The sequence below is a fragment of the Peribacillus sp. FW305-BF15 genome (assembly GCF_058783805.1).
The window spans coordinates 126,410-141,126 of the sequence record NZ_JBYSYV010000012.1 but is presented as its reverse complement, the minus strand read 5'-3'; the positions used below and the strand labels follow the sequence as shown (position 1 = coordinate 141,126).

The following is a 14,717-nucleotide window of genomic DNA, read 5'->3' as shown; positions in this document are numbered from 1 at the left end:
GCAAGAGGAAATGTTGATAGAAGAGAAAACATACCGAATCGAGAAAGACTTTCTTGGGGAAAAGGAAATTCCAGCAGATGTTTATTATGGTATACAAACTTTACGCGCAGTGGAAAATTTTCCGATTACCGGTTACAAAGTCAATGAAGAAATGATTCGTGCACTGGCCATGATTAAAAAAGCGGCCGCTTTAGCGAATATGGATACCAAACGGTTATATGATGGTATTGGAAGCGCTATCGTCAAAGCTTCTGAAGAAGTGATCGATGGAAAGTGGCATGAATATTTCATCGTTGACCCAATTCAAGGCGGTGCGGGGACATCGATGAATATGAATATTAATGAAATCGTTGCCAACCGTGCGTTAGAACTTATGGGACACAATAAAGGTGATTATGTACATGTTAGCCCAAATAGCCATGTTAACATGTCTCAATCAACCAATGACGTATTCCCAACTGCCATTCATTTATCAACATTGCGTCTTTTGGAGCAATTGTTACAAACAATGACCAAGATGAGTACGGTTTTAAAGAAAAAAGCAAAACAATTTGATCATGTTATCAAAATGGGACGCACACATCTTCAGGACGCAGTGCCGATTCGCCTTGGTCAAGAATTCGAGGCTTACAGTCGCGTTTTGGATCGGGATATAAAAAGAATAAGTCAATCACGACAACATTTATATGAAGTGAATATGGGAGCAACAGCAGTGGGAACGGGATTGAACGCAGATCCGCGTTACATTGAAAACGTTGTTACATATTTAGCTGAAATCAGTAACTTGCCGCTTGTAGGAGCAGAACATTTAGTAGATGCAACCCAAAATACGGATGCATACACTGAGGTATCAGCTTCATTGAAAGTATGTATGATGAATATGTCTAAAATTGCAAATGATTTACGTTTGATGGCTTCAGGACCGAGAGCGGGATTAGGAGAAATCACACTTCCAGCCCGTCAACCAGGTTCATCCATCATGCCAGGTAAAGTGAATCCAGTCATGCCAGAATTAATTAATCAAGTCGCTTTCCAAGTAATCGGGAACGATAATACGATTTGCTTAGCATCAGAAGCGGGACAACTAGAGTTGAACGTAATGGAGCCAGTGCTTGTATTCAATTTGTTGCAATCAATCAGCATTATGAACAATGCTTTCAATGTCTTTACAGATTATTGCTTGGAAGGCATTGAGGCTAATGAGCAGCATTTAAAAGATTATGTCGAACAAAGCGTCGGAGTGATTACAGCAGTCAATCCGCACCTTGGGTACGAAGTGGTTTCACGTATTGCCCGTGAAGCGATATTGAAAGGGAAATCAGTTCGCGAACTTTGTTTACAATATGATGTGTTGACAGAAGAAGAATTGGATCTGATTCTAAATCCTTATGAGATGACAAAACCCGGAATAGCGGGGGCTTCTCTTTTTGATCGGCAATAACCAGTATTTTGGTAGAAAACGTGAATCTATATGATTTTTGATAGAATGACTATGCCTTTAGGACCGTTGGTATAAAGGCATGGTCATTTTTTATATGCATTTCAATAAGGTATGTCAAACAAACGTCCGTCAACTTCTTTTTGTCATAGATAACTTAATATTCAGTTATTGCGAGCATCAATCTAATCATGGATCGGTTTAACTGACAGTAGAAAACCCATCCCCCTTAGAATATATCCAGGGGGATGGGGAAACTTGAGCTCAATAATATGCCTGTATTAGCCCTTTACCACTTCCTGTCCTCGAGCATTCCAAGTACATGCAAAGACCACTACTGCCAATACACAAGAAATCGTAATTAGAATTTTGTTCAAAATTCTAATCGTACCGTTCTATTCAGTATTGTTCAGCCATACATTACAAAGATGTAAATAGAATGATTAAGGGGGAACTGCTTTGTCAGAAGGTGTGCATAGTATCATATTACCTGTTTCCAAAAAAACGGTATGGGGTTTTGTAAGTAGCATAGATCGTTGGGCACCTCTAGTCCCAGGATATATCAATCATGAGATGTTAAATGAGCGGACACTTATTTGGGAGTTTAAAAGCGATTTGGGATTAATGAAGAAGAAAATTAAACTTGAAGTGAATATATTGGAATGGATTGAACCAGATAAGGTAACATTTAAGCTTAAGGGATTAAATGAAAAATTTGATGGGCATGGCTATTTTTTAGCAGAAGATTGCGGAATTGGACAGACTAAAATGACTGGCTGCCTGGCGATTACGGCAAAAGGCGCTAAAGCCCCTATCGTCAATGCTCTGTTAAAAACCTACGTTCCCCAAATGACGATCGAGTTTTCTGAGGCAGTTGCACAAAGTCTCCTTGTACAAAAATAGGAATTACATATTGGAGTTTTATTGGATATTGGCACTTGACAATTATACCTAAGTGGTATGTATTATAAATTGTAAGATTTTTATCAAACCTTCATTTCGTCTGAAAGGGTTTTATGATGGATGTCTGGATAGGATTCATAAGTAATAGGCAGGGTAGGAGGCCTCACATGGAGTACGATAAGCAGGTTAAAAATAGAGTGAAGCGAATTGAAGGACAGCTTCGCGGGATTTTGAAAATGATGGAGGATAATAAAGATTGCAGGGATGTAGTAACTCAGTTAACTGCGACCAGATCTGCAATCGACCGGACGATTGGGGTAATAGTAAGTTCCAATCTTGTTGAATGCGTCCGGGAGGCAAATGAATCCGGGGAAAAGAATCCCGAAGAGCTAGTGAAAGAAGCTGTGAATTTATTAGTGAAAAGCCGGTAAGCAATTATTTTTTTATTAAATAGGAATTTTTAAGACAAATATTATTAGACTGCCTGGCCAATCTGAGTGTCCGGGGTGGATGGATTTTTTTAAATGGGCCTCTACAAGAAGAGGTCCATTTTTGTGAATTCTCTGTTTTCATTTCTGATAAGCAAATCCTTTGATATAAAGAATTTGCATGGTATCCTTAAAGGGATAAAAATTTAGTGAGGGTATGCTATGGAATTTACGCATGTTACATCGGTTTTGCTCGGCCTCGTCATCATTCTAAATATTTTATTTGCAACGATTGTCATATTTTTTGAAAGAAGGGAAGCGAGCACGACCTGGGCTTGGTTATTGGTATTATATTTTTTGCCTGTAGTCGGTTTTATTTTATACCTGCTTTTTGGAACAAGTTTAAGGCACGCACACTTATTCCAATGGGAGGATAAGAAGAAGATCGGGATCGAAGAAATCATTGATAAACAGATGGAAGAGCTTTCAACGAATCATTTTCCTTTTCGAAATGCTTCTTCGAGTAATTATCGTGATTTGATTTATATGCACCTCCGAAAAAATGATGCCGTACTTACTGAAGATAATAAAGTCGATATTTTTACGGAAGGGAAAAATAAGTTTGACCAGCTTTTTAAAGATATCGAAGCGGCCGAAAACCATATACATATACAATATTACATCATTCAAAGGGACGGCCTGGGTAAACGATTCATTGAAGCTTTGACTAAAAAAGCGAATGAAGGCGTCAAAGTTCGGCTGCTTTATGACGAATTGGGATCTAGAGGGATGACTAAACGTTTCTTCAGGGAATTTAGGCAGGCTGGAGGACGAGTGGAGGCATTTTTTCCATCCAAATTAAAATTTATAAATTTACGACTGAATTTCCGTAACCATCGAAAGCTCGTCATCATAGATGGAAAAGTAGGATATGTTGGAGGCTTTAATGTTGGTGATGAATATTTAGGGCTTAATCCAAAATTCGGTTATTGGCGTGATACACACCTTCGTATAGAGGGGTCGGCTGTCAAGGCCATTCAAACTCGGTTTATCCTGGATTGGAATCAGGCATCAAAGCATCATGATATAACTTATCAGCCTCATTATTTCCCTATTGTAGAGACTCAAGGGAATATAGATTTGCAAATAGTGACAAGTGGGCCGGATTCAGAATGGGAACAAATTAAAAATGGCTATATTAAATTAATTTCATCAGCAAAGAAATCGATTCTCATTCAAACACCTTACTTCATCCCGGATGCCAGTTTATTGGATGCAATCAGGATTGCGAGCTTATCAGGGGTAGATGTGAAAATCATGATTCCGAATAAACCTGATCATCTATTTGTTTATTGGGCAACGACTTTCAATGCTGGGCAGCTATTAAGAGCGGGTGCGAAGGTATTCATCTATGATAACGGCTTTATTCATGCGAAGATGATCGTGGTGGACGAAGAGGTCTCCTCGGTGGGGACAGCAAACATTGATGTCCGTAGTTTTAAATTGAACTTTGAAGTCAATGCCTTCATTTATGATGAAGGCATGGCCGAAACACTGACCAGGATTTTTTATAAGGATATCGATGTATGCAGACAGCTTACCATTGAAGAGTTTGAAAAGCGATCAAAGTGGATTCGATTTAAAGAGTCCATTGCAAGGCTGGTATCACCGATATTATAATATTTTAAATAAACGAACCATTACTACATGGTCTGTTCAGACTGTAGACAAATTCGAAAAATCGAGTTTGCCTGCAGTTTTTATAGTACGGAGCTTGATTTCAGAAATCCATTCCATTTCAGTTGTAGACCATTGTTATTCATTGAGTTTGCAAAATCGTTGACTTCCTCTCCAGGCACTCGCTTTCCGCTGCGTGGTCTCCCTTGGACGCGCTCTTCCCGCAGGAGTCTTGCACACCACTCCAATCAACTTTGCTTTATTTTAGATGAAACTTCTATTGTCTCAAAGTCAATGATTGAGGCTTCCTGCATTTTTAAACCAAGTACGGAGCTTGATTTCATAAAACAGTAGTCTTATCCTAAAATCACGATATGTGGTGAGACCATTCCGAACTCGTTTTGGTACAATAGTTTATATCCAGAAAAGGGGGAAAAGCTGTGAAAACGTTTATAATCACAGGAGCTTCAAAAGGTTTAGGTGCTGCAATCGCAAAAGGGTGTTTGCAGACAAGTGATCATTGCATTTTAGTTTCCCGTACGGCCCATCCTGAAATGCAGCGGTTGGCTGACGGTTCCGGGACGAAACTTACATTTGTTTCGCTGGACTTGAATGAAACAGAAAAGTTGCCTTCCTTAGTCAATGAGATTCTTACTGAGGTCGATGATACAAGTGATATTTATTTCATTAATAATGCAGGTATCATTGAACCTATTAAGCCGGTAGGAAACCTTGGTATAGTAAATTTGGAAACGAGCATGCGGGTGAATTTCATGGCACCCATCGTATTGGCTGATGAATTCGTTAAACAGACAAAGGACTGGAACAGAAAGAAGGTATTGGTCAACATATCTTCAGGAGCGGCAAAAAATCCTTATCATGGCTGGGCAGCCTATTGTAGTACTAAGGCGGGGCTGGAAATGTTTACACGGGTTGCAGGGCTCGAACAGGATAAAACGTCTTTTCCTACGTCTCTAATTTCTTTTTCACCAGGGGTAATGGATACGGAGATGCAAGGGACAATCCGATCAGCAGACGAACGGGATTTTGCCGATCGAGACAAATTTCATGAATATAAAGAGAAGGGCATATTAAGAAGCCCCGAATTTGTAGCAGATAAACTTTTGCAGCTGCTTGAAGCAGAAGATTTGGAGAATGGGAAGTTCTACGACATTAAGAATTTACTTTGATGTATAGGAGAATATGGCTTATAGCTTGGGGGTGTCCCTTTGGACAGCCTCTTTTTTTGTGATCCTTTATTCCATTAAAAAAAGACTAAAAAACCAGAATATCATCATTAGGAAATGTGATAATTCGTTCTAACCAATTACATGAATAACATAAACTTTTTTGGAGGGAGTTTGGAGGGTTTTGAATGACGATCATTATTGTGAAAAAAGGTGACAGCCTTTGGGAAATTGCCTCGAAAAATAAAGTTGCCCCATCGAGGATAATTGAAGTCAACGGATTGGAATCAACAACTTTGGTTCCTGGTCTGGCATTGTATATACCTAATGAAAAACCGGTGAATCGAAGGTATCTAATTAAAAGTCAGGATACTCTTACTAAAATCGGCAGTCGTTTTGGTACGAGTGCAGCGGCAATCAAGGAGGCAAACCCAGGAATCTCTGAAAACTCGCTAAAAGTCGGTACGGAAATTTTGATACCGTCTCCTTACAAAAATCAATTGATTACGCTGGGGTTTGCCTTCCCGACTTCAGGTGGAGTCGTATTTGAAACACTTGAGCAGAATGGTGATAAATTATCCTATTTAGCCATTGTCGCTTATTCGTTTACAAGGGAAGGAAATGCGTACGTTGATGGAGATGATCTCCCGCTTATCGCGAAATGCGAACAGACAGGGGTGAAGCCGCTACTGATGATCCGAAACTTTCAAGATGGTGATTTTGACGCTGATTTGGCTGGTGATGTCCTTGCCAGTTCAGGATACCGAGCGAATTTAATCAAAAGTATGCTGACTTTCGTTAGGGAGAAAGGCTATGGAGGTGTCAGCATGGACATCGAATTCATCCCACCTGCCAGGCGTTCCGATTATGTGCTTTTTTTAAAAGAATTAAAGGAAGGGTTGAACGAACTGATCCTGCATGTGAACGTACATGCAAAAACAGCGGATAATCCTGATAATCGAATTGTAGGCGGGCATGATTATCGGGGGATCGGAGAGGCAGCTGACCTTGTTGCCGTGATGACCATTGACTATGGGTATCCGACTGGACCGCCTGAACCCATTTCCCCACTTTGGTGGATGGGAGAGGTTCTTCGTTATGCTTTGTTGAATATTCCTGAATATAAACTGCAGTCGGCATTTCCTATGTATGGATACGATTGGATAGTACCGAGCCACGAGACGAAAGCTTTATCAGCTCAAAATGCCCAAAACCTTGCCATTGCAACTGGTGCTGAAATAACTTTTGACACTTCAGCGGCTTCACCTTCCTATTCCTACCGAAGAGGGAATTCGAATCATGTCGTTTGGTTTGAAGATATACGATCGATAAGTGCAAAATATGAAATGATTGATGGATATGAACTGATAGGAGCAACTTATTGGCAGATCGGTTTGGAATTCCCGCAGAATTGGGAGTTTATAAATAATAATATCTGGATTATCAAATAGAATGAATGGGTGCAGGCGGTTTATATATTTACTTCCCTTGTTTGGTTGTACGGCTTTTAACAGAGGCAAGCCAATCATACCGAGCAAGATTTTAAAGAGAGGCAATATTGTTAGACGGGTCTTGAAACGATAAAAAAGGTGCCATGGAAAACCAAGGCTCCTTTTTTTCGTGAAACGAAATCATCTAGGAAGATTAGATGACTTACTTGACAGTGATTGATCACATTGCTTCCCTATTAAGACGTTCCTTTTAAAAGTTGCATAAAGAAAGGCAAGGAATATCAGCGTGGAGGAAAATTGGAACGTTGTTTTGACACTGTATGTTTCCGTTATAAAGCCTAATAGTAAGACAGAGCCGGCAAATGTAAGATTGATGACTGCTCCCCAAACGGCATGAATTTTTGCAAGAGTCTTTTCCGTAGCATGGTCTTGGAATAGCTTGGTATAGATCACTTCCCGGATTTGTTCTGGGAGCCCGTACAGGCATGCCAGCAGCAAAGCTAATGCAGGAATTCTGGTAGTTCCAAAAAGCAGGATCAGCAGTGAACTGAGAAATAGCCCGAAAGTGATGAAGAATCCTATATATTTTTCTAGTAACTTGGCAAAACGGATGACGATCAATCCACTGAAAATCATGCCGACAAAGTAGCTTGTGTTAATGTACCCCCACCATTCCTCACCCAGTTGCAGGTTCTGTTCTACATATATATAGATAACGGCAGCCACCCACACGCTTGAAGCTAAAGTGGTTATGAAATCAATGGAAATGAGGGTACGGATAGTTGGGATTTGACGAATCGCAACCCATCCGGATTTAATCGAATCCCAGTTTGACGGAGCAACAGGGTCCGTCGCTTGTTCAGGGACTTTGATTCTCCCTGTATAGATCGTTGAAACGGCATAAAGCATGACCGTAAGCCAAATGATGAAACTGCTGTTGGTACTTATCAATAAGACGGAACCTAGTGGCCATCCTGCTACAAAGATGGTCTGGGTGATCACATTCAAGAAACCATTCGCTTTCATCCGCTCTACTTTTGGAACTAATTGAGGAACCAAAGCTGCGCTAACCGGGGCAGCGACTCCGTCCAATAATGAAATCAAAGCAATGAAGAAAATGACGGCAACGGAAAAACCATGATCGAAACTTATTATGAAGATTCCTAGGCAAACGAGTAAGATCGTTTTCCACCATTGAGATTGAACGATGATTCTTTTTAAAGGAAACCTGTCGATGACAAGGGGGGCAAGTAAACTGCTGATGAACCGAAAAATCGTTGTAATGAACGGGAGCAAACTTAAATAGAAGGCAGACCCCGTCAAATTATATAATAGTGAAATCAACCCGACTACATAAAAAATATCCCCTAGATTTGCAAATGCCTGACCAATCCAAAGGCATCGAAACGATGTGTTTTTCATGAATACCATCCTTTACGAAAATAAAGTTCATGGATATTTAGAATGGTTATTTTTTACACTGGATTCACTCCTTAGATTCAATAGATTGCATGAGCCGGGTTGGCTTTTTTTATAAATGATTTTACCATAATATGAACGTGGGCGTTCTGAAATGCTTGCTCAATACGGAATATGGAATTATACTCCTTAATATATGTAAAAAAGGAGAAAAATTTGATGATTCGACGTTTTGCTTCATATTACCTGCCGCATAAGCGGTTATTCATTATTGATTTCTTCAGTGCAGTGGTCGTGGCTGTACTTGAACTTGCATTTCCGCTAGCTGTTCAGTGGTTTATTGATACACTGCTGCCTGGCGACGATTGGTCTGCCATAGTTTCGGTAAGTGCCGGTTTGTTCCTGCTTTATATCATTAGTACCTTCTTACAGTTCATAGTAGGGTACTGGGGCCACAAATTGGGTATAAATATCGAGACTGATATGCGTGAAGAATTATTTGAGCATGTGCAGAAACAATCTTTTCGTTTTTTTGATAACACGAAAACCGGCCATATCATGAGCCGCATAACCAATGATCTGTTCGATATTGGTGAACTTGCTCACCATGGTCCCGAAGATTTATTCATTGCCTTCATGACTTTTATAGGTGCATTTTGGATTATGTTGACAATCAATGTGAAACTGGCACTCGTATCGGTTTGTATTTTACCGTTTCTCGTGTTATTGATTGTCATAAGTAATTTAAAGATGAATAAAGCTTGGAAGAAAATGTATACAGAGGTTGCGGATGTAAATGCCCGTGTGGAAGATAGCGTCTCAGGAGTGAGGGTTGTACAATCCTTTACGAATGAAACATATGAAATGAAAAGATTTGCTACTAATAATCGCAGATTCCGTAAAGCGAAACTACTAGGTTATAAGGTTATGTCATTTAGTTTATCAGGCATTTACATGATGACGAGGTTCATGACCCTTGCCGTGTTGGTGATTGGAGCTTGGCTGACTTTTCATGGGCAGCTCTCTTATGGGGAACTGGTTGCATTCGTCTTATATGTTAACGTATTATTTAAGCCGATTGACAAAATCAGTGCGTTGATGGAACTCTATCCCAAAGGGATGGCCGGCTTTAAGCGTTTTACGGAACTACTGGATGTCGCGCCTGATGTAGAGGATAAAAAGGATGCAATTGAAGTGACCACCCTCTTAGGGGATATTTCCTTTAAAGATGTTTCTTTTAACTATGAAGACAAAAAGCCGGTTTTAAAAGGAATTGATCTAACAATTAAAGCTGGTGAAACCATCGCTTTTGTCGGGCCTTCAGGAGCTGGGAAAACGACCATATGTTCATTGATCCCGCGTTTTTATGATGTTATGGCCGGTTCAATATCCATTGATGGAATTGATATTCGTGAAATGACGAAAAAGTCATTGCGCTCACAAATTGGCATAGTCCAGCAAGATGTATTCCTTTTCACAGGAACTGTAAAAGAGAACATTGCGTACGGAATGCTTGGAGCATCGGATGAACAAATTCAAGAAGCCGCAAGGAAAGCCCATTTGGAGACTTTCATTGAAGGACTTCCAGAAGGCTATGAAACTCAAATAGGTGAACGAGGCTTGAAATTATCGGGAGGACAAAAACAACGAATTGCAATAGCGAGGATGTTTTTGAAGAATCCGCCAATATTAATTCTCGATGAGGCAACCTCTGCACTCGATACGGAGACGGAAAGAATAATCCAGCAGGCTCTTACGGAACTAGCTGAAAACAGAACTACGTTAATCATCGCACACCGATTGGCAACCATTCGCAACGCTGACAAGATCGTGGTTGTTACGGAAGAAGGAATTGCTGAAGAAGGCGGTCACGATGACTTACTTAAGCAGGGGGGCATTTTTGCCAATCTGCATCAATTACAATTCCAAAAATGATAAAAAGCTATATGTCCTAACAAGGAAAGCTGAGTTTGTTGACTAAAGGGGTTTTTCCTGATATTTCAAAACAAAGTTGATGGGAGCAGGTGTACGGGACTCCTGCAGGAAAAGCGGTCAAGGGGAGACCCCGCAGGCGCAAGCCGCCGTGGATGGACCGCCCGCGGAAAGCGGGTGCCTGTAGTGGAAATCGATGTTTGAGGTTTTATAAACCCACTTAAAAAACTGAGACAAACTTGTCTAGTTTGTCTACAGTCTGAGCTATATGTCCTAACAAGGACATATAGCTTTTTTAATAGAATGGAAAGTAGTTCAATCAATATTGAGTTCAATAAGGAATAAAAGTCTTTTAATAAATCCATGTTGGGGGGGGGGGGGGAATGGCGGCTTATTAATCGGTTATCCTTTCAAATTGAGGCGAAATCTAATAGGTTAGCCTATAACAATAGAATTGGCTGTGCATACAATAAGGGTAGACGGTGAGGCCATAAACCAGAAAAGATTAAGGAGTGTAAATCGTGAAAGTCATGACTATTTTAGGGACTCGACCTGAAATTATCAGATTAAGTCTAATCATAAAGAAACTGGATCAATATGCCGATTCACATATTCTAGTGCACACTGGACAAAATTTCACCTCATCCTTAAGTGAAATATTCTTCCAACAGCTTAAGGTACGAACCCCTGATTATGTCTTGCTGAATCAACAGCAAACCCTCGGTGAACAGTTAGCAGCCATATTTAGTAAATTAGAGACCATTCTTTTAAATGAAAAGCCCGACAAAGTATTAGTGTTGGGGGATACAAACTCCGGACTCAGCTCAATCTTAGCAGAAAGAATGGGCATACCAGTCATTCATATGGAAGCAGGGAACCGTTGTTTTGACTTGGAAGTGCCTGAAGAAAAAAATCGTCGTATTATTGATGCTGTTTCAAGCTTTAATTTACCTTATACTCCTCAAAGTAAAGAAAATCTTTTGAATGAAGGTATCCCGAGTAAAAGAATATATTTATCGGGAAACCCAATTTGCGAGGTCTTGAACCATTACAACAATGAGATCGAGCAAAGTGTAATTTTGGAGAAACTGAATCTGGATAAGGATGATTATTTCCTCGTTACAGCCCATCGTGCTGAAAATGTTGACCATGAAGACCGATTGCTGGAAATTATGAAAGGCATTAATTCAGTTGCCGAAGCCTATCAAAAAAGAATCATATGCAGTTTACATCCCCGGACAAAATCCCGTATTGAATTAAGTCCCAAATTAGAAGTGCATCCATTAATTGAATTTCATGAGCCATTTGGTTTCTTTGATTTCGTAAAGCTTGAAAAAAACGCTTTTTGTGTGCTGACCGATAGTGGAACCGTTCAAGAGGAATGTTGTTTGTTCCATGTACCGACCGTTACGATTCGAAAAACAACCGAAAGGCCAGAAACCATTGAGTCGGGTAGCAATATATTATCAGGAATTAACGCTAAACAAATCGTCAATTGTGTGAAGGTTATGGTTAACCAGCAAAAGGACTGGACTTTTCCAGTAGGCTACGACCATAAAAACGTTTCAGATAAAGTACTTAAAATAATACTGGGAGGCCATGAAATTGATTAAGAATCAAACCATCTTAGTGACAGGCGGAACAGGCTCATGGGGATATGAATTGGTTAGGCAGCTTCTTGAGTATGAACCAAGGGAAATACGTATTTTTTCAAGAAATGAGTCCAATCAATTTACAATGAAGCAGGAATTTGACAATAATCCAAAATTGAATTTCATTATAGGAGACATAAAAGAGAAAGAAGCTATAATGGAAGCATCCCAAGGTGTTGATTATATTTTTCATTTGGCTGCATTAAAACATGTGCCTGTTTGTGAAGATCAACCCATTGAAGCATTAAAGACGAACGTAATTGGAACACAGAATGTCATAGAAGCTGCTATAAGCTGTAATGTTCATTCAGTTGTGAACATTTCTACAGACAAAGCGTCAAATCCATCCAACTTTTATGGCCTTTCAAAGGCGATGGCAGAAAGATTGATCATCCATGCTAATACATTAAAAACGAATACAAGATTCGTATGCATCCGAGGCGGAAATGTTTTGGGAACAAACGGAAGTGTCATCCATGTATTTAAAAAGCAGATTAAAGAAAAGGGAAAAATCGGCATAACCGACTTAAACATGACGAGATTCTTTTTAACCATTGAAGAAGCGATAAAATTGGTATTTAAAGCAACTTTTGAAAGCATTGGCGGAGAAATATTCGTAATGAAAATGCCGTCCTGTAAAATTATCGACTTAGCTGAAGTGTTGATGGAAGCATCCAATAAAACAAATATAGGTGTAGAAGTCCTTGGCATCCGTCCTGGGGAAAAACTCCATGAAATCCTGCTTTCAGAATATGAAAGCACAACGGCGATTGTCTATGATGATGAATATTATGTAATACTTCCAGCCATTAACATAGATGGGATCAAAGAACATTATGCTAATTACCAGCCTGTTAGTTTAGAAGACTATAACTCTGGCACTGGACTAATGGATAAATCCCAGATTGCGGAAATGTTAAAGAATGGGGGCTTTATTTAACATGAAGGTACTAGTCCTTGGTGGACAAGGGATGGCAGGCCATGTAATAAAGGAGTATTTCACAGAGGACCCAAAGTATCAGGTGACTTATACATCAAGAGATCCGAATGATAAAAAGGCTTTATATCTGGACGTAACCGATTTAACCAGTCTTGAGGAAATTATGGATAAAGTAAAACCTGACATTACGATTAATTGTATCGGTATTTTAAATGATCGAGCAAGTGATAATACGAAACTCGCTTTCCAGGTTAATAGTGTTTTTCCCCATCAGCTTGTTAAATTGACCGAACGCAATAATGGAAAATTGATTCATATCAGTACAGATTGTGTATTTTCAGGTGTAAAAGGGGATTATACCGAGGACGATATCCCTGATAGTACCACAATTTATGGCCAATCCAAGCACTTGGGAGAAATCATTAGTGAAAAACATTTGACTATTCGAACCTCCATAATAGGCCCGGAACTAAAAGATGATGGAATTGGTTTATTTCTTTGGTTCATGAAGCAAAAGGGAGAAATAAAAGGATATGAAAAAGTGCTTTGGAATGGTGTAACGACACTTGAACTGGCCAAGGCGCTGGAAACGATGGTTCAGAAGAATATTACTGGGTTATATCATCTAGGTTCAGAGGAGAAAATCTCAAAGTCAGCCTTATTAAAATTGATCTCTGAAATCTTTGAGAAAAATGATGTAGAAATCATTCCGGATTCAAGTATTGTTCTGGACCGAACCATTAAGAATCGGAGATCCGATTTTAAATATCAAGTTCCAACTTATGAAAAGATGTTAGTAGAATTAAGAGAGTGGATGAGATATCAAAAAACTAACGGACAAATTGGTTAACTTAAGTATTAACCAAAATGGAAGTAATAAATAATGTAGAGAATCTTATTTATTGTCTTTAGCTGCATTTTTAGAGGGTGGAGCTCGGAAAATAACCAATATTAATGGTCACGATAGGTTGAAATATGCTTATGACCATTAGTATATTACATATTACTTTAAGATGAAGTAAGGTTCAGTGTGAACGTAAAAATAAAGTCGGTAAAAATGGTAAGAACAAAAAAGGTAAAATAATTAAGCAGTGAATAAGAGTGTATTGAAAATAACCGTTACATGACACCTATTAAGCAACGGATTTTTCCTAGCCCTAATATGTGTTCAGAATTTAATGGGTAATGATTGGATCATTAAATGCATTCATGGGATGATTCAAAATGGGCCTTCTATGCGGACGTTAATAAGAAATAGTGCGAGATATTACGTCAGATAGTGTAATTAGTTTCGTGCTTTTGATTCTTCATTAAAAAAGTATCACGACAAGAAGACAGCGAAGTAATAATTACTATGAATGATACATATTTTTCACGAAAATTCGAGTGCCTAGCTCTTCCGTTTTGGCTCACAAATTACCAGCAGCATGTGAACTTTGTCATCACGTACGATAACTATCACTAGGCTTTTAAAATAGTGTGATTATTCGTTCCATATTAATAAATTCCTTGAAAATTTTCAGATTCATCGGATGATATAGTAGAAAAAACCGCTCCCTAGTAATAAGAAACGGCAAAAATATCTATATACTTTAGAAAACTGAACGGATTGATAACATATAAAACATGTTAATTTGTAAGGGTAGGATAACAGGCTATATTAACCCATATCAATCTTTTATGAAGTGAA

The 14,717-nt window shown here is 39.1% G+C and carries 11 protein-coding genes; 10 read left to right on the top strand and 1 reads right to left on the bottom strand.

Going from position 1 to position 14,717, the window contains the following annotated elements; genetic code table 11:
- Positions 1 to 10 precede the first annotated feature (10 nt).
- From aspA to AC3WLU_RS14865, 6 genes are all read left to right on the top strand, one after another.
- Positions 11 to 1,441 (top strand): aspartate ammonia-lyase, encoded by a 1,431-nt coding sequence (aspA, locus tag AC3WLU_RS14890; RefSeq protein ID WP_034307227.1) that lies wholly within the window; start codon positions 11 to 13, stop codon positions 1,439 to 1,441.
- Between the two features lie 456 nt (positions 1,442 to 1,897).
- A complete protein-coding gene (locus AC3WLU_RS14885; RefSeq protein WP_063576039.1) occupies positions 1,898 to 2,341 on the top strand; it encodes an SRPBCC family protein in 444 nt (147 codons plus the stop codon).
- 167 nt (positions 2,342 to 2,508) lie between these two features.
- Positions 2,509 to 2,772 carry a metal-sensitive transcriptional regulator gene (locus AC3WLU_RS14880; RefSeq protein ID WP_063576040.1) on the top strand — a complete coding sequence of 88 codons (264 nt, stop codon included), beginning with the start codon at positions 2,509 to 2,511 and terminating at the stop codon, positions 2,770 to 2,772.
- 219 nt (positions 2,773 to 2,991) lie between these two features.
- Positions 2,992 to 4,449: a cardiolipin synthase gene (cls, locus tag AC3WLU_RS14875; protein ID WP_492597487.1), complete on the top strand. Its 1,458-nt coding sequence runs from the start codon at positions 2,992 to 2,994 to the stop codon at positions 4,447 to 4,449.
- A gap of 437 nt (positions 4,450 to 4,886) precedes the next feature.
- A complete protein-coding gene (locus tag AC3WLU_RS14870) occupies positions 4,887 to 5,636 on the top strand; it encodes a (S)-benzoin forming benzil reductase (RefSeq protein WP_492597486.1) in 750 nt (249 codons plus the stop codon).
- Between the two features lie 185 nt (positions 5,637 to 5,821).
- The gene (locus tag AC3WLU_RS14865; protein ID WP_492597485.1) at positions 5,822 to 7,084 is read left to right on the top strand and encodes a LysM peptidoglycan-binding domain-containing protein; all 1,263 of its coding nucleotides are present in this window, start codon (positions 5,822 to 5,824) and stop codon (positions 7,082 to 7,084) included.
- Between the two features lie 180 nt (positions 7,085 to 7,264).
- Here the strand turns inward: AC3WLU_RS14865 and AC3WLU_RS14860 are convergent, their stop codons facing one another.
- Positions 7,265 to 8,506 (bottom strand): MFS transporter, encoded by a 1,242-nt coding sequence (locus tag AC3WLU_RS14860; RefSeq protein WP_492597484.1) that lies wholly within the window; start codon positions 8,504 to 8,506, stop codon positions 7,265 to 7,267.
- 216 nt (positions 8,507 to 8,722) lie between these two features.
- On the opposite strand from AC3WLU_RS14860, the gene AC3WLU_RS14855 reads away from it, so the two are divergent.
- From AC3WLU_RS14855 to AC3WLU_RS14840, 4 genes are all read left to right on the top strand, one after another.
- A complete protein-coding gene (locus AC3WLU_RS14855; protein ID WP_268565798.1) occupies positions 8,723 to 10,438 on the top strand; it encodes an ABC transporter ATP-binding protein in 1,716 nt (571 codons plus the stop codon).
- A gap of 518 nt (positions 10,439 to 10,956) precedes the next feature.
- A complete protein-coding gene (gene wecB, locus AC3WLU_RS14850) occupies positions 10,957 to 12,048 on the top strand; it encodes a non-hydrolyzing UDP-N-acetylglucosamine 2-epimerase (RefSeq protein WP_427524723.1) in 1,092 nt (363 codons plus the stop codon).
- Positions 12,041 to 13,027, top strand: a complete 987-nt coding sequence (locus tag AC3WLU_RS14845) for a polysaccharide biosynthesis protein (protein WP_400449410.1) — start codon at positions 12,041 to 12,043, stop codon at positions 13,025 to 13,027. The genes wecB and AC3WLU_RS14845 overlap by 8 nt, the downstream gene beginning before the upstream one ends.
- Position 13,028: 1 nt before the next feature.
- Positions 13,029 to 13,877, top strand: a complete 849-nt coding sequence (locus AC3WLU_RS14840) for a dTDP-4-dehydrorhamnose reductase family protein (protein WP_283928639.1) — start codon at positions 13,029 to 13,031, stop codon at positions 13,875 to 13,877.
- The last annotated feature ends 840 nt before the right edge of the window (positions 13,878 to 14,717 follow it).

Excerpts from the sequence above, each read along its gene's own strand:
- AC3WLU_RS14855 (WP_268565798.1), top strand. The coding sequence starts at position 8,723 with ATGATTCGACGTTTTGCTTCATATTACCTGCCGCATAAGCGGTTATTC.
- AC3WLU_RS14840 (WP_283928639.1), top strand. The coding sequence starts at position 13,029 with ATGAAGGTACTAGTCCTTGGTGGACAAGGGATGGCAGGCCATGTAATA.
- AC3WLU_RS14880 (WP_063576040.1), top strand. The coding sequence starts at position 2,509 with ATGGAGTACGATAAGCAGGTTAAAAATAGAGTGAAGCGAATTGAAGGA.
- AC3WLU_RS14865 (WP_492597485.1), top strand. The coding sequence starts at position 5,822 with ATGACGATCATTATTGTGAAAAAAGGTGACAGCCTTTGGGAAATTGCC.
- aspA (WP_034307227.1), top strand. The coding sequence starts at position 11 with ATGTTGATAGAAGAGAAAACATACCGAATCGAGAAAGACTTTCTTGGG.
- cls (WP_492597487.1), top strand. The coding sequence starts at position 2,992 with ATGGAATTTACGCATGTTACATCGGTTTTGCTCGGCCTCGTCATCATT.
- AC3WLU_RS14860 (WP_492597484.1), bottom strand. The coding sequence starts at position 8,506 with ATGAAAAACACATCGTTTCGATGCCTTTGGATTGGTCAGGCATTTGCA.